The sequence below is a fragment of the Paenibacillus sp. USDA918EY genome (genome assembly GCF_009870825.1).
In the GTDB taxonomy this organism is placed as follows: domain Bacteria; phylum Bacillota; class Bacilli; order Paenibacillales; family Paenibacillaceae; genus Paenibacillus_AQ; species Paenibacillus_AQ albilobatus.
Window position 1 is genome coordinate 550128 of record NZ_WTWY01000002.1, and the last position, 25428, is coordinate 575555.

The window sequence follows — 25428 nt, forward strand, 5'->3', positions numbered from 1 at the left end:
TTAAGTGTGGCCGGTTCACGGATTTGTTCTGGAAAAGAAAGCGTTATCCAAACCGATCGGCCGAAACTTGCCTGCTCTCCCGTTCGATCGGTTCGGTCGGGCCGGCCCATATTGAGAACGGCCCCTTGCCTTCGTGATTATCTTAACGTTCGCGGTCCTTGCGCCGGAATGGGGATTTGTCGGCTGGCTTGTGTTTTATTATTTTCTTTCGGCCGCTGCATGAATTTACCGCCGGTTCTGCTTGGAGACGAGGATGACGCTTTTTCCTTCGGCAGCCGCAAGGAGATAGCGGTATCCCGGCGTTTCTCCATCGCCGCTCTCTTCGCGCCATTCGGTATGCGGGTCCTGCACATGGAGCGGCACGGAGGACCAGACCCGGCAGGTTCCGCCGCGCTGCGGATGGAGGATGGCCTCCACGAGCGCTCCATCCCTCCAGTTCAGGTCGACGCTCCAGCCGCCTCTGGCACGCAATCCGCGCACATGTCCCGCGGGCCACTGCGGCGGCAGCGCCGGCAGCAGCCGCAGCTCCCCGGTATGGGATTGCAGCAGCATTTCGGCCACCCCGGCAGCGCCGCCGAAATTGCCGTCAATTTGAAACGGCGGATGGCAGTCCAGCATGTTGGGGTACGTGGAATGCGACAGCAGCTTCTCCAAATGGCCGTGCGCTTCGCCGCCCATCATCAGCCGCGCATAAAAGTTGACGATCCAGGCGCGGCTCCAGCCCGTATGCCCGCCTCCGGACGCCAGCCTGCGGGCCAGCGTCGCCCGGGCCGCTTCCGCCAGCTCCGGTGTTTCCAATGCATCGATCAGCTTGCCCGGATGAAGCGCAAACAGCTGCGAGATATGGCGGTGCCCGGGATCGGCCTCTTCGTAATCGGTCCGCCACTCCATAATCTGCCCGTAACGCCCGACTGACGGTTTCGGCATTCGCTTGATGGCCCGCTCCAGTTCCGCGAGGAAATCGGCTTCCCCTTCCGTCTTGCCGCTGACCCGCATCCCTGCATCGGAAGACGGCTGATCGGTCTGGCCGATGATGTCCGCCGCCTCCCGGCAAGCTTCAAACAAGGTCAGCGCGATTTGCGAATCCATGGACGGCCCCATGCACAGGCTGCCGCTTTGACCGTTCGGAAGCAAGAAGCGGTTCTCCGGCGATACCGACGGGCCGGTCACGAGCATGCCCTCCTCGTCTTCCGTCATGTAATCGAGCAAGAAAAGAGCCGCCTCCTTCATGATGGGAAAGGCGCGCTTTTTCAGGAACGATACGTCCATCCCGTAGCGGTAATGCTCCCACAGATGGAGGCTGAGCCAAGCGGCGCCCATCGGCCAAACGGTGCAGGACATGAGAATGCCCTCGGGCCGGGTTTCCGCCCACAGGTTGGTGTTGTGATGGGCGACGAACCCGCGGCACCCGTACATGTCGCGGGCCGTGGCTTTCCCGTTGGGCAGCATCCGCTCAAGCAGGTCGAACAGCGGCTCATGGCATTCCTCAAGGTTTAAGCTTTCGGCGGGCCAATAATTCATCTGTGTATTGATGTTGATCGTATATTTCGACTCCCAGGGCGGAGTAAAGCTGTCGTTCCAAATGCCCTGCAAGTTTGCGGCCAAAGAACCCGGGCGCGAGCAGGATAACAGCAGGTAACGGCCGTACTGCACGTAGAGGGCCATGAGGCCGGGATCGGCGGATGCTTTCGCTTGTTCCGGCGGCTCGCTGCCGGAGGCCTTCTCCGCCTCTTTCAGCCGAAGCAGCCGCTGATCGGTCGGGAGCCGTTCCATAGGATCGCCGCCCGGCGTCAGCGACAGCTCCAACCGGTCGAACCTTTGCCGGTATTCCGTTACATGGCGCTGGAACAGCTCGTCGAAAGGACGTTCCGACGCCCGCTGAAGCTGCTCAAGGCAGACTGCCTCCGGATCGTCCACGCGGAAGGACGTCTGCGCGGCCAGCAGCAGCGTCACCGAGGACGCGCCTTCCACGGATAAAAAATCTCCGATGTTCCGCACCGTCCCCCCTTCATGGACAGCGCGAAATGCGGCGCTGAAACGAACGCCGTCCGCCCCGCATTCCCCGCTCATGACGACCGTGCCGTCTGGGAGCGCCCGGCAGCCGCCGTCGAAGGGGCGGCGCATCAAATTCACGGCAAAGGTCAGCGCGCCGGGACGGTCGGCGGTCAGACGGATGACCAGTACCCCGTCCGGTTCGCTGACGAAATACTGCCGGCGGTAATTGACGCCGTCCGCATGATAGGTTACGTTGACGACGGCACGCTCCAGATCCAGTTCCCGCTCATAGTCTTCAACCTGAGCGGCGCCATTCAAGGGCTTCAGCATCAGATCGCCAAGCGGCTGATAAGGCTGCTCGTATTTGGGAGAGGCGGTCATCGCCATGCGGGCGAGATGCTCCGCCTCCGCCTGCCTGCCGTCCCGCAGCAGGCCGCGGATTTCGTTCAGATACGGCCGGGCATCCGGGTTAACCGCCCGCCCGGGCCCGCCGTACCACAGCGAATCCTCATTTAAGCGGATCGTGTCCAGACCCGTCGAGCCGTACACCATCGCGCCGAGCCGTCCGTTGCCGATCGGCAGCGCTTCTTCCCATCGGGCCGCCGGCGCGGCATACCACAGCCGGAGCGGGCGGCCGTGCCGCCCGGCTCCGCCTTTTGCTCCGCTGCCTCCGGCAAGCTCCGCCCGGCCTTCCTCCCTTGCCGCCGCTTGCCGCCCCTTCCAATCCCGTTCGTTTGTCCAGCTCACCTCTTGAATCCCCCTTCTTCTGCTTAAGCACCGACGCGGCTTCAATGATCAGGCTTTGCCGACTTCGAACACGATCGCCCGGATCGGCTCGCTGCCGTCATTGAGCAGGCCGTGCTTCCACCAAGGCTTGTTGACGACGATATCCCCCGGACCTACCCGGGTTTCGACGCCGTTAATCGTCATGAGACCGGCGCCTTCCAACAGGATATAAATCTCCTCATCCTCGCGATGGCCATGATACCCGATCGATGTGCCCGGAGGCAGCACCGAATAATACAAAAATTTGAGCGGCGTCTCGAAGTCCCCTTGACCGAACAGCCTTACGCCTTCCACCATCCCGATGCCTCCATGGCTTTGGGACGGCTTCCGCTCGGCCCGCAAAAAATTGCGGATGTCCGCCGGACCGTATCCCCAGCTTGCCGACGTATCCACCTGCCGCCCCTGCTGAAGAGACAAGCGGGTGTAGTGGGCAAGCGCCTGGTTTTTCAAATATTCCTTCGCATCGGTTTCGCCGCGCCGGTTTTCCGCCAGCGCCGCCAGAAATTCCTGCAGGGCGGTCGGGGCCGGGACATCGCCGAATTCGGTCCAGCGCTGCATGCCCTCCGGCGTCGTCAGTTCAATCTCGCCGTCCTTAAAGGTCAGGCTGCCTTTCGCCCCTTCGATCCGCCAATCGCCCGGCCACTGCGTTTCGCGTCCCGCGCTGTGCAGCGAACAACGGAAGGATGCCTGAATGCCTGCCTGCAAATCCATCACGATATGAAACACATGGCGTTTGACCGCAAACAGCTTGCCGACCTCCCGCCCCGACAAATGGCGCAGCAGATCAAAATGGTGGATGATCACTTCCTCCAGCTCGTCGTTCGGCTCGAGCGCCACCTTTTGGCGCTTCCGGAAAAACTCGCATTCCAGCGATTGCAGCTCCCCGACCGCGCCTGCCTCGATGAGCTGCTTCAGCTTGCGCAAGGGCGCGAAGGTGCGGTAATTTTCCGCGATCATGAACGGAATCCGTTCCTCCTCCGCTCTTTTTACGATTTCGAGGGCTTTTTCGTAGTTTTCGGCAATCGGCTTTTCGCACAGCACCGGCAGCTTATAATCGAAAGCCAAATGGTTGATGGCCGTATGCACACGGCGCGGCGTCACGTTGATGACAAAATCAGGTTTCTCCCGTTCGATCGCTTCCTTGGCATCCGTATAAAAAGGAACCCCGTCCGCCAGCAGCCGCTCCCGCCTGCTTTCGTCCGGGTCCGAAACGGCCAGCTCCAGTTCGCTGTGCATGCTCCGAACTCTGCGATACCAGCCGCTTCCGGCTTCGCCCATCCCCACTAAGAGCGCTTTCAAAATACATCCTCCCCTTTCCCGCGATCCGTCTTTCCTCCATGCTACTACCGGCAGCACCTCTCCTCCATGGCGAGGGTTGCGTACGGCTTGTGTTTTTTTATGAAACGCAAATTAGCCCGGCACCTTGCCGGGCTATTCGAATATGTATTCAAGCCAAGCGATATAAGCCCCCCGCTTAACCTTGCATTATGTTATTCAAGCTTACCGTTTTGAATGCTTTCATACTCAACTGCTTCTTGTTTGATCGGATCATACTTTATAAGCACAGGACAAAAACGGGGCGAGACGATAAATGAATAGTTTTCTCCGAGCTTGTTCTCATAGGTAACAAAATAATCTCCGAATTGCGGCACATACTCTATTTTCTTAAAGAATAATTTGTCATGCCCATAGGTGAAATAAACATAAACCCGAGAAACGTTTGCAGCCGTAAAACGCTGCACGCCCGGCATCGGTAATGATGGTTTCGAAGTCCCCTGCTTTTTCGCCAAATAAAAAAGCCCCTTGAAATCAAGGGGCAAAACATGTGGGCACGATCGACCGGCCTCGCGAATGGTCGGCCGTTCCTTATTTAAACTCCGGCAGCCAGCTGCCGTGAGCTTCGATCAAATCGTCGCACAACGCCACGATATCGTCCAGCGACAGCTCGGCGGAGGTATGCGGATCAAGCATCGCGGCATGGTAGATATGCTCTTTTTTTCCGGTTTTGGCCGCTTCGATCGTGAGCAGCTGCGTATTGATGTTGGTACGGTTCAGCGCGGCCAGCTGCGGCGGCAAATCGCCGACGTACGTCGGAGTGATGCCGGAACGGTCGACAAGGCACGGCACCTCGACGCAGGCTTCCTTCGGCAGGTTCGTGATGAGCCCGGTGTTCATGACGTTGCCGCCGATTTTGAACGGCACGTCGGTTTCGATCGCTTCCATGATGTAGGATGCGTACTCCCCTGAACGTTTGTGCTCGATGTTTTCGCTGGCGAAAATTTTCTCGCGCATCTCTTTCCAGCCGTTGATCTGGTTGACGCAGCGGCGCGGGTATTCGTCGAGCGGAATGTTGTATTTTTCGATCAACTCAGGGTATGTCTTCTTGATGAAATACGGATGGTATTCGGCGTTATGCTCGGAGGATTCCGTCACGTAATAGCCGAAACGGTTCATGAGTTCGAAGCGCACCATGTCGTGGTGTTTTTCCTTTTGCTTCTCGGCGGCGCGGCGTTTGATTTCAGGATACAGATCAACCCCGTCCTTGGACACTTCGAGCAGCCAAGCCATATGGTTGATGCCGGCGATTTTCGCTTTCACCCCGGCCGGGTCCATGCCAAGCGATTCGAACAAATGAGGCACGCACACCTGCACGCTGTGGCAGAGGCCGACGGTTTGGATGCCGCCGATCGTGTTCATGACGTTGGTGAGCACCGCCATCGGGTTCGTATAGTTCAGGAACAGCGCGTCCGGGCACACTTCCTGCATGTCCTTCGCAAAATCGAGCATGACCGGAATCGTGCGCAGGTTACGGAAAATGCCGCCGATCCCGACCGTGTCGGCAATCGTTTGGCGCAAACCGTATTTTTTCGGAATTTCAAAATCCGTGATCGTGCAAGGGTCATACCCGCCGACTTGGATGGCGTTGATGACGTATTTGGCGCCCTTAAGCGCTTCTTTGCGGTCGGAGTAGGCTTTAATGACGCAGGTGCTGCCAAGCGTGGTTTTGATGCTGTTCAACAGACGCTCGGAGTCCTGCAGACGTTCCGGATCGATGTCGAACAAGGCGAGCTCGAACCCCTGCAGCGCAGGCGTCGTCATGACGTCGCCGAGCACGTTTTTGACGAAAACGGTGCTTCCCGCACCGATGAACGTAATTTTGGACATGAATGATTCCTCCCTTTTGCATTCGCTTCTGCTTGGTTCTAACTATACCCTTCCGCCTGCGGAAGGAACATGGAGCAAACGAAGCAAAACATGTCATGATCCCATTTCTGTATCCGTTTACAACAGAAAAATACGATGATTAACCTGTTATAATGTAAAGTAAACCAATGCCTTATGAAAAAGGAGTTGCCGCGTCATGGCCCGTATTAACGACAACTGTACCGTCCCCGCGATCCAAGGGCAGATGGACTTGAACATGCAATTTTTCGGCTTGGAGGAATGTTTGCCTGGGCATACATGGGGTCCGGGGCTCCGCGATTCGTATATTTTGCATTACGTCCACTGCGGCTGCGGCGTCTTCCGCACGGCCGAGAAGACATACGAGCTGCAGTCTGGACAGGGGTTCGTCATTTTCCCGGAAACGCTTGTCCATTACAGCGCGGACGAAACGGATCCGTGGACCTACTCCTGGATCGGCTTCACGGGAATGAACGCAAAATCGCTCCTGCAGAGAGCCCAAATTCACGCCGGGAATCCGGTATTTACCGAGCTTTCCGAAAATGGCCTCGGCAGCTTCTATCGCGACTTGAAGGCGGCGGAAGGCCAGCGGGACAGCGACATCATCAGCCACAGCATCCTGTACCGGGTGTTCGCCGATCTGATCCGCTGCTCTCCCGAACCGGCCGACGGGCAGAAGCCGCGGCATTCCCGCGAAGGCTACATCCGCAAAGCGATCGAATATATCGAAAGCGGCTACAGCCAAAAAATATCCGTGCTGGACATCGCCCGTTCGGTCGGCCTCGACCGCACGTACCTGTCCGGCCTGTTCAAGGAGCAGTACGGCATGTCGCTGCAGTCCTTCCTGCTGGAATACCGGATGAACCGGGCAGCCGACCTGCTGCGCAATCCCGAATTGTCCGTCAGCGACGTGTCGCGTTCCGTCGGGTATATCGATCCGTTTTTGTTTTCCAAAATGTTCAAGAAGGTCACCGGGTCCTCCCCGCGGCAGTACCGGGAAACGCGATTGTAGTCCGGCTGTCGCCATACTTTTTGCCAAAATCACGATTTTGCAAAATTCGGTTCCTGCCTTTCCCGTGTACAATACATAGACGGACTGAACCGTTACGCTCTATCTATTGCTGATTGAAAGTCGCTTTTTGGGTTTTTGCAAAATCTTCAAATAAAAAGAGCCTTACCGGCCCGAATTCGATTTCGCTAATTTCCCCATAAACGCGGAGCGTTTAATGGATTGCGGCAGCGCGTAGCTCTGGTTTGCCGCCGTGTATGCGGAAAGCTTCACTTTCTTGTCCTGCATCTTGCTTTTTTCCTGGATGCCTTTGATTTCCGGTTTATTTTGCTCGAGCTTGCTGACGTAACGAAGACGGCCTTTTTCAAGGATCTGTTCTGCCTGCTTCGTATAAAGCGACACTTCCAGCCTTGTTCTGGCATCTCTAATTTTTTGCTTCAGCCTGTTGTATTCGTTGATTTCGTCGTTCGTTAACGTGATCTTACCAAGGGTCATGTAAGCTTCTCTCCTTTACGGTCTGGGATAGCAAGTTCAAACGTCACCTCATCGGGACTATCCGTATCAGGAGCACTGGACGCAATGATCGTCGGCAGCTTATCCTGAGAGGATATTTTTTCTTCCGCCGTCAATTTGGCTTGTTTGGCGATAAAGCTGCCGCCGCCGAAGCCTGCGATCATCGCCACGTAAATATATTTCGGGAACTCAAGTCCAAGCGGTAGTGCGGAAATCAGGCCTGCGCCAGCCCCCAAAATGATATCCGAAAGAAAGCCGATGTGATAATTTTTCCTTCTGGATCCGTCGCTAAGTTCCAGTTCAATAATTTTGGGCAGTATAAGGGATCCGTCGTGGATATACAAACTAGACAAAAGACCGCCGAATGAACCTGACGCTATGATCACTGCGAAATCAGTCCAATGCATGATTGGATTCCCCCATATACCTTTCTAATATGTAATGAGAAGCCGATTTGTGATAACGACAAGTGAAAGTTGGGTGACATATCAGAAGGCGTCCTTAGTTCTGCTATTTTATGCACGCTTTTGCTTCAACTTGCAAGTTTTTTAGGTTTGTACCCATTTTTTTGGATTGTTTTACTAAAATGTTTAGAGCTTTCTCTACACCTAATAAGGTAAAGGTCCTACTTATCATGCATAAAAATGCAAAATAACCCCGTCAAAAACGGGGTCTTGGCTTCGAGACCGGATCAGGTGCTTTACGGGGGACTCCCGGCGATTTCATGCTTATAAATAAAAAAAGGCGGCTGCCATCCGCAGCCACCCTTGTCCTGGCGTATTCGTTTTTACCAGCCGAAGTCGAGCGTGTTTCCGGTTTCCGCCACCGTCTTGATGTTGCTCAGAATCATCCACCAATGGCCTTCGGCGTTTTGATAGGATGGATGGTTGTCCGACCACTGGTCGTTCACCAGCGTCAGCTTGGTGCATTGGCCTACCGTATCCAGCGTAAACGTCACCCGGGAGGTCAATTCCTCATGATTAGCATGATAAGACGGCCCCGGATGCTCGATATAACTCAGCGTTTTGTTCGGTTCATAAGCCAAAATATTTCCATACACATGCACCGTTTCAGGCCCGTCATTGCCCGGCCCGACGTAAGCGAACGGTTCTCCGGCTATGAAGCTCGACTGAAGCACGCAGTTGAAAAAGGTTTTTTTCGTGCCTTCCGGCGCCACGAGCAGACTCCATACTTTTTCCGGCTCGGCCCCGATGTAGAATTCATATTTCAGGCTGTTCATATGTTCACGCTCCCTTTGGATTCCTATGGTTTGGTCGGTTGCCGCAAAATTCCCCTATCGGAAATTGTATGCTAAACTCATGATACCTTTTGATGGATTGCGATGTATTGTAAAAACGCGACAGGAACGCCTGTTCCGTTAAAAAATTTTTAGATGGATGAGGAGCTGATCGAAATGTCCGCCGGTGCAACCAAACCAAGCATGGGGATTCTGAACCTGAAGGGCGGCGAAAAAAGGTTCGCGCTTTCCCGCCACGACGCTTCGGAAGCGCTGAGCTTCTTCGTTAAGCATTACTGGATCATACGCTGGGATTGCCGGGAGGAAGAGCCGTATATGCAGCACGTCGTCCCGAATCCTTGCGTCAATCTGGTCGTCGAGCCTGGAAAAACGCTGGTTTATGCACCTTCTCCCGGGAAGTTCTCCTATCCGATTTACGGAAAAGGTATGGTTTTCGGCGTCAAATTCAAACCCGGCGGTTTTTATCCGTTTCTGCGGCGGCCTGTGTCCAGCCTGCTGGATCATCCGCTTGAGGTAAGCGGCCTTCTGGATGTGGACGGGTCCGAACTCGAAAAAACGATCCTTACCCTGAACGTCGAACAAGACATGGTCCAAGCCATGGAAAAGCTGCTGCTGTCCAAGCTTCCCCCACAGGACGAAGAGGTGCTGCGAGTCAACCGCATCATTGACTTTATCGCAGGCAAACGGGAAGTCTCCAAGGTCGATCAGGTGTGCGAGCATTTCCAGATGCATATCCGCAAGCTGCAGCGGCTGTTCGACCAATACGTCGGCATCAGCCCGAAGTGGGTCATCCGCCTCTATCGCCTGCAAAACGCCGCCGAGACGATGGACCGCCGCCTTCCCGTCGATTTATCCCGGCTCGCCGCCGAGCTCGGATACCACGACCAGCCTCATTTTATTAAGGATTTTAAAGCCGTCGTCGGCTATACGCCCGATGAATACCGAAGATGGTTAGAAGAAAAGTAACCCTTGTTGGTCCTGAGCTGCGCCTGCCGCAGCCTATTCTGCAAATCGGTCATGCCACTCCACCTGCGCATCTTGTTCTGCATTATGGAGCAAACGGAATCCAGCCCGTCATAAAGCCGATGAAAATCGCCAGCTTGTAAAGAAACGGAGTAAACGATAATACAAGCGCCAGCCAAAGCAGGGCCTTCTTTTCCGACCGCCGAAACAATCCGGCTGCAGATAAGATAAACCCGGCCAAAGAGGAGATCCCTAGAATGAGGCCACCGTAAAAGGTTCCGCGAAAAACATGCATCCATTCGCCGAACACGCTGCTGAAACAGATGACTCCGAGCGCTAAAGCGATCCAACTGACGAGGCTGTAGCGCCGGACTTGTACTTCACGTATCAATGCCCGCACATCCTTTTATCGTTTTTAGTAGGCCGATGCCATATCTTCCATTCTAACCCGTTTTTGAAGATCCGAGTTCCTTTTCTCATCATTGGAAAAAGACTGTCCTCCCAGGCGGTATACGCCGCCAGAACAGCCTTCCGTTTTTTTGCGCTGCCTGCCACCCGCCGATTTATGGGTTAGACGCCGGCAAATAAATATCCACGGTCGTCCCTCTTCCCGGTTCGCTGGCGATTTCCAACCGGCCGTGATGGGCGTCGATAATTTTTTTGACGATCATCATGCCAAGGCCGTTTCCTTCCGGTTTGGTCGTATGGAAAGGCTCGCCGATCCGCTGCAGCACCTGTTCGTTCATGCCGACGCCGTCATCTGCAATGCGAATGAGCTGGAAAGTCCCCCGGGCTTCGAGCAGAATACGGATATTTCCGGCATGGGGCAAAGCTTCGATCGCGTTTTTGACGATATTCATAAACACTTGTTTAATCTGGTTCCGGTCGCATCGGACGGGAAGATCCGCATCGACGTCGCAATTGATGTTGATGAAGTTCAACGCCGCCTGAATTTCAAACAGGTTCAGCACTTCCTGAAGAATCGGGAAACAGCGTTCCTCCCGGAACTGCACCGCCTGCGGTTTGCCCAGAATCAAAAACTCGCCCACGATCATGTTCATCCGCTCCAGCTCCGACATGATCAGGTTATAATGGCGCAGGCAGTTGTCTTTGCCGAGAAGCTGAAGCATGCCTTTGACCGTGGTCAACGGATTGCGGATTTCATGGGCGATGCCGACCGCGAGCTGCCCGGCGAACACAAGCTTCTCGGTGTTGCGGAGGATTTCCTCCGTCTTTTTCATTTCGGTAATGTCCCGGATGGTGCCGACCACGCGCACGATCGAGCGGTCGTTATCGTAAACCGGAAGCACGTCCAGCATATAACAGTGCTCCTCGTCCTTCACGGCCAGATTGAGCTCCACGCCGATGCTTTCCTCATGCCGTTTGATGGCCCGTTTAAAATACGAGCCGATCAAGTCGATGTTGAAGACCGACGTCCCCGCATAATCGGTTTGACCGTCCAAATGCAGCATCGAGCGGCAGCGTTCGTTCATTTCAAGGATATTGCCCAAGCCGTTCGTGATGACAACCCCGTAAAAATTCGTGTCCAGCAAAAATTGGTTCAACATTTGAAGCTGGGTGTTTTGCCTTCGCAGCAGCAGCTCGCGCTCCACGGAGTCGGCCATCGTGCAGAGAAGCGCAAGCAAATGCGGGTGGGCAAAATCCAGTTCCGTCATGAGTGAGATCGTGCCCATGACGCGGCCGTCTTCGCTGCGGAAGCAGGTCGAATAACATGCCAGCCGGTGCAAAATGGTGTGGTAATGTTCCGTTCCTATAAGCTGAAACGGCCGGCCGTAGGTCAGGCACAGGTCGATGGAGTTGGTGCCCGCATCCTTGTTGAACCGAACGCCTTCTTCGATCCCTAATTGTTTCACCGTCTTGATGATCGTCGGATCGCCGGCAAACTCCAGCATATACCCCTGGTCGTCGGTTACCGTAATCGTGATGGGACTGCCTGAAATGGAGGACAAAAATTTGCCGATGAAAAAATGAATGACTTCGATATACTCCCCGTACTTCACCAGCTTGGCCGCAAGTTCCGCAGGGCAATATTTCTGATTAAACCTCGGAGGCTCATCCGGATCAATCCCCGTTTGTCTGCAATACTGTTTGGACACCTCGATGGCGTGTGCATCATTCAATTTATACAAGGGTTCGCCCATGCAGCACACCTCATTTTTGTTATATACTTTACCTAACGTTTCATGCGCTTGGAAGCGCAGCATTTTATATAGTAAGAATTGTCTGGGTCTCCCCTTATCATACCATTCAAATAGGATTCCTTCACTATCCGTTTTTGGCATTTGGAAGCAAATAATAAAATTAATAAAACGGGAACAAAACGCGCCGGCCAGGCCGGCCGAAAGGAGAAACGATGCAGCCATTTACCCGAGCCGTGATCGAACAAATCAAATCCATACCTCCCGGAAAAGTCATGACATACGGCGGAGTCGCCGCCGCAGCCGGTAGCCCGCGCGCCGCGCGGCAGGTCGTCCGCATCCTGCATTCCATGAGCGCCAAATACGAGCTTCCTTGGCACAGGGTCGTCAACGCCAAAGGCGAAATCGCCCTTCACGATGACGAATCCCGTTTCCTGCAGCAGTCCCTGCTGGAGGATGAAGGGGTTGAAATCGGTATCGGCGGCCGGATCGACCTGGCCGTGTATGGAATATAGAATCAGCGGCAGTTTCCATCCGGCAATGAAATATAAAAAACCCCCGCGAAGCGGACGTTTTGCTACGCCCACTTGAGACGCCTCACGGGGGAATCTTCAATAAGTTCTTTTTTATATAGAATGAACTAAAGAAACGAAGGTTATAGGGCCGCATCGGGCCCTTTTAACAGGAAGTTCGATGCAAACTTTAGTTCAATCTATATCGCTTGCAAAAATGTCAGGTTTGCCGCATGGATGCGACCCTACTCGACAGGAATGCCTTTGAGGCCATTCGAAAGGGCCGCGAGCAGGCTTCCCGACTCATCCTGGCTGTATTCCCAGAACATCACTCCCGCCAGCCCGTGATCAAGAACGTATTTCGCTTTGGCCGCTACCGATCGGGGATCGTCATAGGAAATAAAGGTGCTGCCGTTAAACAAGTAGGGCGCTTGAGCCGGATCATCCCAATAACGGACATATCCGTTTTCCTCCGTGTCATTCGCCAAAATATCCGTATAGGTCGGCGTATCGGAAGAACCCTTCGCCTTTTGCCCCAGGCCGCCGTTGTCGGCGTTTTCCACGTCCGTCCACAAATGGCCGTAAAATGCGGCCGCGATCACCAGCTTCTCTGCGGGCACGCCGCTGTTCAAGTACAGCCGGATGGACGCGTCTACGCTGAAGTTTCCGCCGTACAGGTTCGTATGATGCTCCGTCGTACCGCTCCAGCCTCCGGCGAAGTCGAACGTCATCACGTTAATGTTGTCGACGTATTTGACGACTTCCCCGATTTCGACGCCGTTTAAGTAGGACTGGAACGCCCCTGCGGCAATCGTCAGTTCATAATATTTTCCGGTTTCGGCACCCAGCCGGTCCAGCTTTTCCCGCAGCAGCTTGAGCATCAGCGTGAAGTTTTGTTTATCCTCAGGCCTGGCTTTCATCACGCCGTCCGCGCTTTGGGTCGGATATTCCCAGTCAAGGTCGATGCCGTCCAGGTCGTACCGCTTCATATAGTCGATGATGCTGGAAGCGAAGGTCTCGCGGCTTTCTTCCGTCAATACGGCATCCGAAAAGCCGTCCGCCCCCCAGCCGCCGACCGAGTTCAAAATTTTCAGATTCGGGTTTTGAGCTTTCAAGCTTTGCAGGTAAGCGTAATTCGCGTCATCGCCTTGACCTTCCATCGGAACGATTTTATTGTCCTGGATATGTGTGAAAGCGTAATTGATATGCGTAAGCTTGCCCGCATCGATTGGCTTGGCCCCGGACCAGGCTACCCAGCCCGGCACGTAAGCGATCACCTTCGGTCCGGCAGGCGGCATCTCTTTGTTCTTGACGGTAAAATGAACCGTCGTCTTCGCCGTTTTTAAGCTTTTGCCATGGGCTGCGATGACCGTCAGCGTGTAGCTTCCCGCCCCCGTAATCGGGGTGCCTTGTTCATAGACGTTCCCGTTCAGGAACGCCGCGCTGGCCGTTTCGGGCTCATCGGTCCAACTCGGCGCGATTCCCGGATCGTATTCGCCGCCTTCCGCTACCTGGCCGATAACCGGCGCATTTGGAACGGAGGACGTATCCTTTTCAAAAGGTTTGCCTTTCAGTCCGTCCGCCAGCGCCGCAAGCAGAACGCCGGTCGTATCCTGGCTGTATTCCCAGAACATCGCTCCCCTAAGCCCGCGGTCCAGCACATATTTCGCTTTTTCCGCGAGGGATTCCGGATCGTCGTAGGACAGGAACGTGCTGCCGTCGAACAGGTACGGCGCTTTGGCGTCCTCGTCCCAGTAACGGGTAAAGCCGGTTTCTTCGTTGTAGGTTGCGATCGTCGCGCTGTAGGACGGCGTGTCGCCGCTGCCTTTGGCGCTGCGTCCCACGATCGGTCCTTCGCCGGTCACATCCGTCCATTTATGGCTGTAGAAGCCTGCGCCAAGGACGATTTTATGGGCGGGAACGCCGTTTTTCAGCAGGACGTCGACGCTTAAATCCCCGCTGATGTTTTTGCCGTACAGATGCGTATGATGAGCTGTATTCGGGACCCAGCCTCCGGCGAAATCATACGTCATGATGTTGATGTTATCCAGAAGCGGAGTGATCTTATCGATTTCCACGCCGTTCAAATATCCCCCGCCGGCTCCGGCCGCAATGGTCAGCTCATAATATTTGTTTTTCTCCAGCCCAAGGGCGTTTAGCTTCTCGCGAATGAGCTTCAGCACCAAGGTGAAGTTTTCTTTGTCTTCCGGTCTTGCTTTCACGATTCCGCCGGCATCCTGGGTCGGGTATTCCCAATCGAGGTCGATGCCGTCCAGATCGTACTTTTTCACGTAATCGATAATGCTGTCCGCAAAAGCTTTCCGCGAAGCTTCGGTCAGCGCCGCATCCGAAAATCCGTCCGCGGCCCAGCCGCCGACCGAATTCAAAATTTTCAGGTTCGGGTTTTGGGCTTTCAGGCTTTGCAGGTAAGCATAATTCGCGTCATCGTTCTGATTTTTGATCGGAACGATTTTATTGTCCTGGATATGCGTGAAGGCATAATTGATATGGGTCAGCTTGGCCGCATCCACCGGGCGCTCGGCGGACCAGTCCTTCCAGCCTGCCACATAGCCGATCAGCTTGGTCTCCGGCTTCATGGCGAAATGGACCGTCGTGCTTGCCGTTTTGCCGCTTTTTTTATGGACGGCGGTGACGACAAGCGTATATTGGCCGGCCTCGATAATGCCGCTGCCTTTCACGTAAGCGGCCCCGTTCAACGTGGCGCTGCTGGTCGTGTCGGCGGCATCGCTCCAGTTCGGAAGCACGCCGGAAGCATACACCGCGCCTTCGGCGACCCCCGTTACGGTCGGCGCCTGCGGAACGGTCGAATCGCCGTCCCCGCCTCCGCTGCCGCCGGAGCCCGAACCTCCGCCGGAACCTCCGGAACCTCCTCCGGAGCTGCTGCCTGAGCCGGTGCTGCCGCTGCCGGATGCCCCTGCCGAAACCGATCCGGCTTGCGGTCCGTCGACGCTAAGCGGAGCGGTTTGGAACGAGGAGCCTTTTGCTCCGTCATTGATGGTGGCCTTTTGGATTTTTCCGGTGCCAACGACCTTCGTCGCCGCATTCAGCACCAAATGGGAGATGCCGGCATCGCTGCCGAGCTGCAGCGTATTGCCCTGTCCGTCAATGACGACGGAACCAAGCTGGCTTCCTTGGATCATAAGCTCCGCGCCCGAAGCGCGAACGATCAGTTTCCCTTCCACTTTCACGTTTTTCAACGTCACGCTGCCGGAACGGATCGCCTTTTCGACGATCAGATCTCCGCGGATGGTCACGTTCTGCAGGATCACGCCGGAAGCCGTTATAGCAGCGTCCCCGCTAACGGTTTCGGTTCCCGCCGCAGGTCCGTAGGTTCCGGCTTTGTCATAAACCTGGAGCGTCCCGGGCGACGCGTTGACGGGAAGGCGGCTGATCATAACCGTTCCCTCGGCCCGGGTCAGCTTGGATTTGGGGCGAAGGGTGCCATCCTGATATCCGCCCAGTTTGCCTTCGTGAACCAGAAACGCAAGCGCCTGCCGGCTCCAGGAAGATACGTCCGCATAGTCCTTGAACGCCTTGAGCACGCCCGGGTCGTTGTCCGTTCCCGCTTTCAGGACCTTGGCCAGCATCACGGCGGCTTCTTCGCGGGTTACGGGCTGATCCGGATGGATGGAGCCGTCGGCGTAACCTGTAACGTAACCCGCCTGCATCGCTTTGGCGGCTTCCGCATATTGCCACTGCCCGATTTTCAGATCGGGGAAGGCGGCCGCCTTTTCGTCGGTAAATTGAAAATACCTGTTGATCATGGCCATCAGCTCGATCCGGGTCAGCGCCCGGTCCGGTTTCATGGAACCGTCGGGGTATCCTTTAAGCAGGCCTTGATTTTCCCAACCGGCGAGAAGCTCCTCCGCCCAATGCCCTTGAAGATCGGAGGAGCCTGCCAAAGCCCGTCCCGCAAAAGCGTATGATGATACGACGATGGCTGCGCAAACGAAGCAAATAAACCACTTCCATCCCTTCCTTTTGTGAAGCGCTTTCATATTACACCTCTATCCGGAGATTTTTTGGCCATGCGCCCATCATCCTTCGGCAGCGGCGATTTCACCTCCCTTTGCCCCGGATGCGGCCTATGCGCATGGTTGTTATTAAACCCGGCCGTAAAAAGCCGGACTTAATAGCTCATGATTCGGTCAATCGGACGAATGAAAAAGATGGATGTCTGCGACATGCAGTCAGGATGAAGAAGCTTAATCATGAGGTATCTTGCATTCGGATCCATGCCATGTCGGGAAAATGATCCGTTTCGGAGAAAGGGTTCTCGGGTCAAGCCGTTGAAGGGCGATAATCCGATCGTTAACGTTAAGCTGTTCCATGAGGCGCCGGCGGGCAACGCCGGCTGCAGCTTCCATCATATCACCCCTTTTTCCGCGCGGAAATCGGTTTTAAGATAAGTATCTTATTTCGTTGATTTGTATCTTTTTCCCGTAAAACAGCCCCCGGCGCACAAAGCCGGAGGCTGAGAACGGATGATTTTATGGCAATGTGGCCAGAAAAGGCTTCACCGTGCCCGCAAAGTTGTAGTTGCTCGTTTTATCCCAGTTGATGGACCAAGTCATGGCGCCGCGGATATCGGGATATTTCGCGACAGGCTTGTAGCTTCCGCAGCCGGTGCCGTTGGCAAGACAGCTTAAAGCGTTGTTTACGACGCTCGGCGATACGTACCCGCCTCCTGCGGCTGCCGGAACGGCAGGCACGCCGATGCCCAGCTGCGACGGCGACACCCACTGCAGGGACAGATCGGACAATGCCGTCAGGAAATCGACGGTGCCTTGCGAATAGCATTTGCCGTCGCGGCCCAGCATGCAGCCCGAGTTGTAATATTGAACGTTAATGACGGTCGTGATGTCTTTCAGGTTGTTGTACAGCTGCATGTAGGTCGTGCTTGCGCTCTGCATATCGATCGTTTGCGGGGCCATCGTCAAAATGAAACCGGAGCCGACCCGCTGCTGCAGCTGCTTGACGGCTGTAGTCAGGTTCGCCACGTTCATGCCGTTCTCGAGGTCGATATCGATGCCGTCAAGGCCATACGTCGTCATAATGTTGTACATGCTGTCGACAAAGTTGGCGACGTTCGGCGACGCGCTGCCAAGGTTCACGTTCCCCTTTTCCCCGCCGATCGAGAGGATGACTTTTTTGCCTTTCGCATGTTTGGCTTGAATGTCGCTGATCAGGTTCGCGTTGGTATATCCCCCGAGGGCGTTCGACAGCGAGGAATCGACGTTAAACGTCACGCCGCCGGGCTTCGAAGGATCCATATCGGCAAAAGCCAGCGCGATGATATCGTATTGGTCCGGCACATCGCTCAGCTTCAAATTGGCGGAGCCGTTGATGAAGTTATGCCAATAGCCCGTCAGCACATGCTTCGGAAGCTGGCCGCCGCCACCGCCTCCTCCGCCGCCGCTGCTTTGCGTTGTGGCCGTTACGGCCGCGCTTTGCGGAGATACGTTCCCGGCGGCGTCTTTCGCCGCGACCTTGAACGTGTAGGCCGTGCTTGCGGACAATCCGGCAACCGTCGCCGTCGTTCCCGTCACCGTCATGGCCAGCGTCGTTCCCTGATAGACGTTGTAACCCGTCACGCCGACATTGTCGGTCGAAGCCGTCCAAGATAAGGACACGCTTGAGGACGTCACGCCGGTGACGGTGAGATTCGTCGGCATCGTCGGCGCCTGCGTATCGGTGCCGCCGCCGCCTCCAGTGACAAGCTGCCACAGCGCCGGCACGTTCGGCGGCTCCCATCCGACCTGGGAAGTATGCGGTTGAATCGCTTTGTACGTGCTTCCGCCGTACGTTACCGTATCATTGACGGCATATGCGACATTCGGAGCCCATGCTCCGCGGTCTGCCGCAGCGGCCATCGAGGGCACCAATCCCACCATAAGCACAACGATGATGAATAGCGGCAGAAATTTCCGAATCAGCTTGCTTTTTGGAGAAAAAGCTTTTCCCATCGATATCTCCTCCTTCATTTTTTTCATTGCCCATGCTTCTGTTTGACCGGCTTGATCCCGCCGCGCCACCTCCCTTTACTTAAATTTTGAAATTTTATGTGGAATTGCTGTAAGTAGCTGTATTGGGCATGACAAACAGACTGGAAAGTGAAATGAAACGAAACGAGCGTGGCCCAAAGCGGGTAACCCAGCGGAATATTGCGGATGTCGAACGCGATGACTCGAAAGCCCGGGAAGAGATAGAGATAGCTTGTCTCACGCTACTGATAGCGCTTTCAACAAACCGGGGAACATCATCGCTGCGGGTGCCGTACAGATAACGAAAGTGGGTGTGGATATTTTGCAAGCAGACATGCCGGATCAGGAGCAAAAACAGTATCGTCGAGCCGATCGGCTCTGGAGGGAATTTACAATTTATGGATAAAAAAGTTACATATTCATCATAACACTCCGACTCGCATCTGAAAATCGGTATCCGAGATATGTATCATATTTCGTTGAATTGTATCACCTTCAGTTGGGCGATCGCATACACTACGCTAATTACGAAAGACGGAGGTTATGTTCATGAGCCTTTCCCCGTATTCATCCGGCATGCCGGCGCAGCCCGTGCTCTATCAGGCCGAACCTCATGTTGCGCAAACGGTCAAATCCATCCGCGACCGGGTGAGTCAAATATGCAGGCATTACCGGAACCAGGCGGTCCGGGTCCAAACGCTGGACGGCCAGGTCTATGAAGGCGTTCTGACGCATTGCGAGAAAGGAATGCTGTACATCAGCATCCCTTATCCTTCCGGGCAACAGGGCCAGGCTAGGGGCCTCTACTACAACAACGTCATTTTGCCGCTTGTCCTTTATGAATTGCTGGCGATAACGCTGCTCTATACTTAAGGCCAACCAAAAGGGTCCTTTCGCCAACCGCGATCAGGACCTCTTTTTTTGCAAGCGCGGCATGTCTACAAAGACTGCACAAACCGCCAAACAAACATGCCCCCGAAATATATCAACGCCAGACCCGCGCATACCGAAATCCGCTTCATCCACCTTCCGTTCATTAGCTTTCTCATGTACGTCACCAGCAGCATCAAGACGATATCATGAATCAAAATGCCGCAAATGACGCCGGCAGCCATAACGAGAAAGCGGTTCTTTTCCGGGCCTTCCAGCTTGTCCGCCAGCAGCGTGCCGAAAACGCTCAGCCAAAACACGATATTCCCCGGCGACACGGCGACCATAAAACCGTTTGCGTAGGATGAAAGCCACGTTTCAGGGACCGCTCCTTCCTCGACAGCGTGATTGGCCGACGCTTCCTTGATGCTGACGATTCCTACATAAAATAAAAAGGCCGCTCCGACGATCCACATCGCTTGCTGAACGACCGGGGTCATCATAAACGCCGAAGCGCCGAAATAAAGTAGGGCCATCAGAAGCACGTCGACCGTCATCCCTCCGAGACCCACGCTCCAGCCATGCAAAAAACCTCTTTTTAAACCTTGACGTATCATTTCAACCGTGATGGGCCCTACCGGAATCGCTACCGACAGCCCCAAAATGATGCTACTTAACCACAACAGTTCCATACACCCCTCGCTTATGTTTTCATGTATACCCATACCCTATCGGAAATTTGTCATTTTCAGAAGGTATAGTTTATACTTTTCAAAAATGACAGATGGGGTGTCATCCTTCATGCGAGAACTGCTGTTTCATATTGATCCCGAAAGTCCGGTACCCCGATATGTGCAAGTGTACCGGCATCTGAAAAACGAAATCATGCAGGGCAGGCTTCTTCCCGACGCCAAGCTGCCGTCCATCCGGAATTTGGCCGCATCGCTCGATCTGAGCCGGAACACGGCGCAGCTCGCCTACGAGCAATTGCTGGCCGAAGGTTTTATCCGCAGCGTAAACAAAAAGGGCTACTACGTAGAGCCGCTGCCGCTAAACCAAACCCTGCCGCCCAACCTTCATCAAGTTCGTGCCCAGGCGGAGGAGGAAGCTCCGGCCGACTTGATCGATTTTCGTCTGGGGGCCGTCGACCCGGAGCATTTTCCGATCGAAAAATGGCGTCTTTTGTCCAACCGCGCGCTCAAAGATCCTTCGATTTATACCTACGGGGATCGCCAGGGGGATCCGCTGTTGAGACAATCCATCGCAGACTATTTGTTCCAATCCCGGGGCGTTCAGGCGACGTCGGCGCAAATGATCGTGGGCAGCAGCACGCAGCAGCTGATGTATTTGCTCGGGGCGATTTTGGGCGGGGAATTTGATTCGGTCGGCTTTGAAGAACCGGGGTACGCGGGGGCCAAGGACGTTTTCCGCGAGCTTTCCTACCACATCGAGCCGGTTCCCGTCGACCCGAACGGTATGCATCTCCCCAGCCTCCGGCAGATCAAGAGCAGGCTTTTGTACGTCACGCCTTCCCACCAGTTTCCGCTCGGAATGATCATGCCCATTCAACATCGGTTGGCCCTTCTGAATTGGGCGGAAGAACATGACGGTTATATTATCGAGGACGATTACGACAGCGAGTTCCGCTATAAACAAAAGCCGGTTCCGGCCATGTTCAGCTTGAACAACAACGAACGGGTCATTTACGTGGGGACGTTCTCCAAAGCGCTTTTGCCGTCGGTACGCATCGGATATCTGATTTTGCCGCACGCCCTGCTGCCCCGCTACGAGAACAAAAAGCCGCTGTTCGAGCCCTGCGCCTCGGGGATTCATCAGCGGACGCTGCATTATTTTATGGAAGAAGGATATTTCGGAGCCCATATCAAAAAGATGCGCAGCATTTATAAAAACAAAATGGCGGCAATCAAGGAGACGGTGCGCAAGTACGCTCCCCCTTTCGTTCAAGTCAACGACATGACCATGGGGCTGCATGTCATTCTGACGATCCAAACCGACCAAACGGAAGACGAACTCATCAAAAAAGCGGCCCTTCGCCGCTTGAAAGTGTACAAAGCTTCCATGTTCTATGAAACGCCTAAAAACGATGGCTGCGTTCAGCTTCTGCTCGGTTTTGCCGGCTTGGCGGAAGAAGACATCGTGCGGGGATTAAAGATGTTGCTGCAGGAAGTGCTGTAAAAAGCGGCTACCAGCGAATGCTTCGGACGCATGCCATGATGCGTTCCCGTTCCTCCTCCGGCAATGGCCAGCGGTTTATTTCCTCCAGCACGCCCGACCGGTTGGCATATCCCTTGGCCAGGCCGTTCAGCCTTGCCGCCAGCGTGGAGCGGTCCATCTCGGCGATGGAGGGATACAGCGTCAGCAATCGTTCCACGGCATGCGAATGCCGTTTCAAATAATATTTCTGGTGCCTCTCTTCCGCTGCATAAAAAACGGCAAACCGATGGATTTCCGTCGCCGGCTCCCCTTTGCCTGCAGCGCCCCGCTTTTGGAGCACACGGCCGATCATTTCCTTTTGTTCCAGGCTCCGGTACAGCAGCATCGACTGGTATTGCCTTCCTTTATAGCCGTTGATATTTTCCGGGCGGTGATGATCCCAAAATACGTTTAATAGGTCTTCGTACGACAAAACCGCCGGGTCGAAATCAACCTCGACGGTCTCGGTATGGTCGCCCATTCGGCGATAGGTAGGCTCGCTTGACGTTCCCCCGGCATAACCCGTCCTTGTCCGGACGACGCCCGGCAAGGAGCCGAAAAGCGCTTCCGGTCCCCAGAAGCAGCCCATGGCAAGCGTGGCGGTTTCGGTGTGAATTTCGTTCATTGCAGATACCTCCCGGGCTCTTTTAGCCTTTCATTAGGTATCACTATATACCACTCGTGCCGAATCTCCAAACCCGGTCAACCCTTGATCGAACCCGCTACCATGCCTTTCATGATCCGCTCCTGCATCATTAAATAGATCACGATGGTCGGAATGACCGCGATCGCCATCGCGCCCATCGTCAGGCCGTAATCCGTGCCGAAGCCGTCGGAGAACAGGGACAGGCTGAGCGGCAGCGTTTTGAGCGACTGCGAATTGATAAATACGAGCGCGAAGGAAAAATCGTTCCAAAACCTTAAAAAGGCGAGGATGGAGATCGTGGCGACGATCGGCGTGCACAGCGGGAAAATGATCCGCCCGAAAATCCGCCACCAGCCGCTTCCGTCGATCATGGCGGCTTCCTCAATCTCGCGAGGTATGGATGCCATGAACCCGATCGCCAAAAACACCGTAATCGGCAGCTCGAACGCCGTATACGGCAGAATCAAGGCGCCGTAGGTATCCAGCAGGCCGATGTTTTTCATCATGAGAAAAAGCGGGACGAGCGTGCTGTGAATCGGGATAAGCATCCCGATCAGGAATAACCCCATCACCGGCTTCTTGAGCCGGAATTCGAACCGGGACAGCACATACCCCGCCAGTATGCCGAGCAAAAGGGTCAAGATGACGGCACTGACGGTCACGAGCCCCGAATTCATCATCGCCCGTCCCATCTTCCCCAGCTCCCACGCCCGGACCATGTTCTCCTTCATCCACACGTGAGGCAAAGCGTAAGGATGCCTGAAAAAATCCTCGTTTGTCTTGAATGCGCTAATAAACAACCAATACAAAGGGTACAGGGTGAGCGCCGCGTATGCGGTCAAAATCAGCCTGCCGAACCCTGACAAGCCTTTCCTCGCCCATCCGCGTCCCCCTGTTTTCCGGCGCTCTCCGGCTGCCATCTCCATGTCCCCCACTCCTTTCCCTATCCATTTCTGCGTCTTGTCACGCCATAATTGACGGCAATGAGTATGGCGCTGACCAGCATAATGACCGTGGATACGGCCGAACCGTACCCGTACCTGTAGACGTGAAAGGTATTGTTGTACATGTACGTCGCGAGCAGCTCCGTCGAATGCGCAGGCCCGCCGTTGGTCATGACGATGACATGGTCGAAGGCTTTCAGGCTGCCGGAAATGCACAAGACGAGCGTAACGACGACCGTGCTCCAGATCATGGGCAAGGTCACCGAAATGAGCTTGCGCCAGCCTTGGGCCCCGTCGATGGCGGCCGCGTCGCCGATTTCGGAAGGGATATTTTGCAGCGCGGCGATATAGATGACCATATACGGCCCGATGTTGCTCCAGTTGATCGGCACCGTGATCGCCAGCATGTTGATATGCGGCTCGGACAGCCAGGCCCGGGTCCAGGACTCGAGCCCGACCGCCTTCAGGACAAAGTTGGCCAGGCCGAACTGCGGGTGATAGATATAACCCCAAATGAGGCCGACAACGACGGTGGAGAGCACCATCGGCATAAACACCGCGGAACGGATAAACTTCGAAAATAATGTGTTGCGGCGCAGCACGAGCGCCAGCAGCAGCGCAACCGGAATTTGCCCGACGATCGCCGACGCGACCAGCAGCAGGTTGTTCAGCAGCGCGTTCCAGAAAATCCGGTCGTGAATGATTTCGTTGTAATTGCCAAACCCGATGAATTTGGCCGATCCGAGCCCTTTCCATTCGAAAAATCCGTAATAAGCCGACCAGAAAATCGGAACGATGACGAAGATCAAAAACAAGATCAGGGCAGGCAGCAGGGCAAGGGCGATAAAACCTTTGCTTCGAAGCGCGGTTGACATGGCGTTCTCCCTCCTTGTGCTTCGGTCCGTCCTCCCTTTACGGGGTCACCGATCTGGCCTGCGCCTCCTGCAGCTTTTTGGCGATGTTTTCCGGCGAAGCGCCCGTCATGATTTCCTGCAGCCCGTTGTTGATGACCTCGGCGGCATCCGCCGATAAATACGCGTCATATACCGGCGTGATCGCCGTTTTTTTCACCAGGTTAAACGCTTTGTAATACAGGGAGCTGACCTTGGACTGGTCGATATCCGTGTCGTACATGACCATGGAGTTGCTCTCCGCGATGGCTTTTTGGGCTTCCGGACCGCTGATGGCGTAAATGAGCTTGAGTGCCGCCTCTTTGGCCGCCCCTTCCGTCCGTTTGCTTAACGCCATGCCGCCGCCCGCACCGCCAGAGATGGTCTTCGCTTCGCCTTTTCCGCCCGGAATCGCCGGCATGACGGTCACGTCAATGGCCTTCAGCTGCTCTTCGCTGGCGGAGGCCGCAAGATTGGTGAGCGTCCAGGCACCGCTGATCATCATCGCTGCATTGCCCTGGACGAAATATTGCTCCGCTTGCGTATTGTCAATGCTGTTCGCTCCATCCTGGAAAGCTTTGCTGTCGACCAGCTGCTTGAAGTAGCCGAGGGCCTTCACGAACTCCGGATCGGTAAACTTGGCGCCTTTTTGGGCGGCCGCGTTTTTGAACCATTCCGTGCCGGTCACATGGTCCGCCAAAGTGCCCAAAATCGTCGACTGCGCGACCCATGGGGCTTTATTGCCCAGCGCGATCGGGGTGATCTTGTTTTCGTTGAACACTTTCACCGCCGTCATCAGCTCGTCCCAGGTTTCCGGCACCTTCACGTTGTATTTTTGAAAGAGAGTGGTGTTATAGTACAAAATCGAAGTCGCGGACATGCCGATCGGGGCGCTGTAAATCTGGTTCGGCTCGAATTGGTAGGGTTCAAAAGCGCCGGGCAGAAACTTTTCCTTCCAGTCCTTATGCTGGTCCGCGATTTCTGTAATCGGTTGCAAAAGTCCGGCTCTGAACAGCTCCGCCGATTGGCTTCCGGCATAAACGAAAAAGATGTCCGGCAGCTCGTTGCCGGCGGCCACGGTGCTCAGACGCTGGCGGTAGCCGTCCGGCGGGATGGCCTGGGCATCCAGCTCCACGTTCGGGTTGTCCTTGGCAAACTGGTCGATGATGCCTCGGACCGTTTTGGCGCGAAGGTCGTCGCCGGAAAAATTATGCCAGATGCTGAGCTTGACCTTCTCGCCCGAGCCTTTGCCGCCTTCGGACGGGCTTGCCTTCTGGCCGCCGCTTTCTCCGCATGCCGCCAACATCAATGTCATCAGCAGCAAAACAATGCTTAATTTCCGTACTGGTTTCATCGGTCGATCCTCCTTTGGTTTGCGGCATAAGGCGGACTAGACGGAGCCCCGAACCTTTGCCGCAGCGTCGATTACCATCAGTATAAGAGGAAGGCATGACCGGACACAGGGGACAGAATTCAGCCGA

The 25428-nt window shown here is 55.1% G+C and carries 21 protein-coding genes; 5 read left to right on the forward strand and 16 right to left on the reverse strand.

Going from position 1 to position 25428, the window contains the following annotated elements:
* Nucleotides 1-225: 225 nt before the first annotated feature.
* The 4 genes from GQY55_RS06665 to GQY55_RS06680 all read right to left on the reverse strand — a co-directional run bounded on the left by GQY55_RS06665 (nt 226) and on the right by GQY55_RS06680 (nt 5946).
* Nucleotides 226-2742, reverse strand: a complete 2517-nt coding sequence (locus GQY55_RS06665; protein WP_160039424.1) for a glycoside hydrolase family 95 protein — start codon at nt 2740-2742, stop codon at nt 226-228.
* Between the two features lie 48 nt (nt 2743-2790).
* On the reverse strand, nt 2791-4080 hold the full coding sequence (locus GQY55_RS06670; RefSeq protein ID WP_160039426.1) for a cupin domain-containing protein: 1290 nt from the start codon (nt 4078-4080) through the stop codon (nt 2791-2793).
* A 191-nt stretch (nt 4081-4271) separates the two neighbouring features.
* Nucleotides 4272-4571 (reverse strand): hypothetical protein, encoded by a 300-nt coding sequence (locus GQY55_RS06675; RefSeq protein WP_160039428.1) that lies wholly within the window; start codon nt 4569-4571, stop codon nt 4272-4274.
* A 76-nt stretch (nt 4572-4647) separates the two neighbouring features.
* A complete protein-coding gene (locus tag GQY55_RS06680; protein WP_160039430.1) occupies nt 4648-5946 on the reverse strand; it encodes an alpha-glucosidase/alpha-galactosidase in 1299 nt (432 codons plus the stop codon).
* A gap of 196 nt (nt 5947-6142) precedes the next feature.
* Here GQY55_RS06680 and GQY55_RS06685 point away from each other — a divergent pair, with 196 nt between their 5' ends.
* Nucleotides 6143-6976 carry an AraC family transcriptional regulator gene (locus GQY55_RS06685; RefSeq protein WP_160039432.1) on the forward strand — a complete coding sequence of 278 codons (834 nt, stop codon included), beginning with the start codon at nt 6143-6145 and terminating at the stop codon, nt 6974-6976.
* A gap of 162 nt (nt 6977-7138) precedes the next feature.
* On the opposite strand, the gene GQY55_RS06690 is transcribed toward GQY55_RS06685, so the two are convergent.
* From GQY55_RS06690 to GQY55_RS06700, 3 genes are all read right to left on the reverse strand, one after another.
* Nucleotides 7139-7468, reverse strand: a complete 330-nt coding sequence (locus GQY55_RS06690) for a hypothetical protein (RefSeq protein WP_160039434.1) — start codon at nt 7466-7468, stop codon at nt 7139-7141.
* Nucleotides 7465-7893, reverse strand: a complete 429-nt coding sequence (locus GQY55_RS06695; protein WP_160039436.1) for a hypothetical protein — start codon at nt 7891-7893, stop codon at nt 7465-7467. The genes GQY55_RS06690 and GQY55_RS06695 overlap by 4 nt, the downstream gene beginning before the upstream one ends.
* A 380-nt stretch (nt 7894-8273) precedes the next feature.
* Nucleotides 8274-8726, reverse strand: a complete 453-nt coding sequence (locus GQY55_RS06700) for an SRPBCC domain-containing protein (RefSeq protein ID WP_160039438.1) — start codon at nt 8724-8726, stop codon at nt 8274-8276.
* 153 nt (nt 8727-8879) lie between these two features.
* On the opposite strand from GQY55_RS06700, the gene GQY55_RS06705 reads away from it, so the two are divergent.
* A complete protein-coding gene (locus GQY55_RS06705) occupies nt 8880-9710 on the forward strand; it encodes an AraC family transcriptional regulator (RefSeq protein WP_236575457.1) in 831 nt (276 codons plus the stop codon).
* A gap of 82 nt (nt 9711-9792) precedes the next feature.
* Here GQY55_RS06705 and GQY55_RS06710 read toward each other — a convergent pair whose 3' ends face one another.
* Both GQY55_RS06710 and GQY55_RS06715 read right to left on the reverse strand, forming a co-directional pair.
* Nucleotides 9793-10098, reverse strand: a complete 306-nt coding sequence (locus tag GQY55_RS06710; protein ID WP_160039442.1) for a hypothetical protein — start codon at nt 10096-10098, stop codon at nt 9793-9795.
* 172 nt (nt 10099-10270) lie between these two features.
* Nucleotides 10271-11869 (reverse strand): ATP-binding protein, encoded by a 1599-nt coding sequence (locus GQY55_RS06715; RefSeq protein WP_160039444.1) that lies wholly within the window; start codon nt 11867-11869, stop codon nt 10271-10273.
* A 212-nt stretch (nt 11870-12081) separates the two neighbouring features.
* Between GQY55_RS06715 and GQY55_RS06720 the strand changes: the two genes are divergently transcribed.
* Nucleotides 12082-12381 (forward strand): MGMT family protein, encoded by a 300-nt coding sequence (locus GQY55_RS06720; RefSeq protein ID WP_160039446.1) that lies wholly within the window; start codon nt 12082-12084, stop codon nt 12379-12381.
* A 242-nt stretch (nt 12382-12623) separates the two neighbouring features.
* Here the strand turns inward: GQY55_RS06720 and GQY55_RS06725 are convergent, their stop codons facing one another.
* A complete protein-coding gene (locus tag GQY55_RS06725; protein WP_160039448.1) occupies nt 12624-16397 on the reverse strand; it encodes a glycosyl hydrolase family 18 protein in 3774 nt (1257 codons plus the stop codon).
* Nucleotides 16398-16889: 492 nt separating this feature from the next.
* Nucleotides 16890-18365 carry a chitinase gene (locus GQY55_RS06730; RefSeq protein WP_160039450.1) on the reverse strand — a complete coding sequence of 492 codons (1476 nt, stop codon included), beginning with the start codon at nt 18363-18365 and terminating at the stop codon, nt 16890-16892.
* 567 nt (nt 18366-18932) lie between these two features.
* On the opposite strand from GQY55_RS06730, the gene GQY55_RS06735 reads away from it, so the two are divergent.
* The gene (locus tag GQY55_RS06735) at nt 18933-19256 is read left to right on the forward strand and encodes a hypothetical protein (RefSeq protein WP_236575458.1); all 324 of its coding nucleotides are present in this window, start codon (nt 18933-18935) and stop codon (nt 19254-19256) included.
* 65 nt (nt 19257-19321) lie between these two features.
* On the opposite strand, the gene GQY55_RS06740 is transcribed toward GQY55_RS06735, so the two are convergent.
* Nucleotides 19322-19945 carry a LysE family translocator gene (locus GQY55_RS06740; protein ID WP_160039452.1) on the reverse strand — a complete coding sequence of 208 codons (624 nt, stop codon included), beginning with the start codon at nt 19943-19945 and terminating at the stop codon, nt 19322-19324.
* Nucleotides 19946-20054: 109 nt separating this feature from the next.
* On the opposite strand from GQY55_RS06740, the gene pdxR reads away from it, so the two are divergent.
* A complete protein-coding gene (gene pdxR / locus GQY55_RS06745) occupies nt 20055-21449 on the forward strand; it encodes a MocR-like pyridoxine biosynthesis transcription factor PdxR (RefSeq protein WP_160039454.1) in 1395 nt (464 codons plus the stop codon).
* Nucleotides 21450-21456: 7 nt separating this feature from the next.
* Here pdxR and msrA read toward each other — a convergent pair whose 3' ends face one another.
* The 4 genes from msrA to GQY55_RS06765 form a co-directional block, all read right to left on the reverse strand.
* The gene (msrA, locus tag GQY55_RS06750) at nt 21457-22092 is read right to left on the reverse strand and encodes a peptide-methionine (S)-S-oxide reductase MsrA (RefSeq protein WP_160039456.1); all 636 of its coding nucleotides are present in this window, start codon (nt 22090-22092) and stop codon (nt 21457-21459) included.
* A 77-nt stretch (nt 22093-22169) separates the two neighbouring features.
* Nucleotides 22170-23039 carry a carbohydrate ABC transporter permease gene (locus GQY55_RS06755; protein WP_160039458.1) on the reverse strand — a complete coding sequence of 290 codons (870 nt, stop codon included), beginning with the start codon at nt 23037-23039 and terminating at the stop codon, nt 22170-22172.
* A gap of 17 nt (nt 23040-23056) precedes the next feature.
* Nucleotides 23057-23932, reverse strand: coding sequence for a carbohydrate ABC transporter permease (locus GQY55_RS06760; RefSeq protein ID WP_160039460.1), 876 nt, complete (start codon nt 23930-23932; stop codon nt 23057-23059).
* A 37-nt stretch (nt 23933-23969) separates the two neighbouring features.
* Nucleotides 23970-25301, reverse strand: coding sequence for an extracellular solute-binding protein (locus GQY55_RS06765; RefSeq protein ID WP_160039462.1), 1332 nt, complete (start codon nt 25299-25301; stop codon nt 23970-23972).
* Between the last annotated feature and the right edge of the window lie 127 nt (nt 25302-25428).

Bases quoted from the DNA above. Each gene is read 5' to 3' on its own strand.
- GQY55_RS06680 (WP_160039430.1), bottom strand. From the start codon at position 5,946: ATGTCCAAAATTACGTTCATCGGTGCGGGAAGCACCGTTTTCGTCAAA.
- GQY55_RS06685 (WP_160039432.1), top strand. From the start codon at position 6,143: ATGGCCCGTATTAACGACAACTGTACCGTCCCCGCGATCCAAGGGCAG.
- GQY55_RS06690 (WP_160039434.1), bottom strand. From the start codon at position 7,468: ATGACCCTTGGTAAGATCACGTTAACGAACGACGAAATCAACGAATAC.
- GQY55_RS06695 (WP_160039436.1), bottom strand. From the start codon at position 7,893: ATGCATTGGACTGATTTCGCAGTGATCATAGCGTCAGGTTCATTCGGC.
- GQY55_RS06700 (WP_160039438.1), bottom strand. From the start codon at position 8,726: ATGAACAGCCTGAAATATGAATTCTACATCGGGGCCGAGCCGGAAAAA.
- GQY55_RS06705 (WP_236575457.1), top strand. From the start codon at position 8,880: ATGGATGAGGAGCTGATCGAAATGTCCGCCGGTGCAACCAAACCAAGC.
- GQY55_RS06715 (WP_160039444.1), bottom strand. From the start codon at position 11,869: ATGGGCGAACCCTTGTATAAATTGAATGATGCACACGCCATCGAGGTG.
- GQY55_RS06720 (WP_160039446.1), top strand. From the start codon at position 12,082: ATGCAGCCATTTACCCGAGCCGTGATCGAACAAATCAAATCCATACCT.
- GQY55_RS06725 (WP_160039448.1), bottom strand. From the start codon at position 16,397: ATGAAAGCGCTTCACAAAAGGAAGGGATGGAAGTGGTTTATTTGCTTC.
- GQY55_RS06730 (WP_160039450.1), bottom strand. From the start codon at position 18,365: ATGGGAAAAGCTTTTTCTCCAAAAAGCAAGCTGATTCGGAAATTTCTG.
- GQY55_RS06735 (WP_236575458.1), top strand. From the start codon at position 18,933: ATGAGCCTTTCCCCGTATTCATCCGGCATGCCGGCGCAGCCCGTGCTC.
- GQY55_RS06740 (WP_160039452.1), bottom strand. From the start codon at position 19,945: ATGGAACTGTTGTGGTTAAGTAGCATCATTTTGGGGCTGTCGGTAGCG.
- pdxR (WP_160039454.1), top strand. From the start codon at position 20,055: ATGCGAGAACTGCTGTTTCATATTGATCCCGAAAGTCCGGTACCCCGA.
- msrA (WP_160039456.1), bottom strand. From the start codon at position 22,092: ATGAACGAAATTCACACCGAAACCGCCACGCTTGCCATGGGCTGCTTC.
- GQY55_RS06755 (WP_160039458.1), bottom strand. From the start codon at position 23,039: ATGGAGATGGCAGCCGGAGAGCGCCGGAAAACAGGGGGACGCGGATGG.
- GQY55_RS06760 (WP_160039460.1), bottom strand. From the start codon at position 23,932: ATGTCAACCGCGCTTCGAAGCAAAGGTTTTATCGCCCTTGCCCTGCTG.
- GQY55_RS06765 (WP_160039462.1), bottom strand. From the start codon at position 25,301: ATGAAACCAGTACGGAAATTAAGCATTGTTTTGCTGCTGATGACATTG.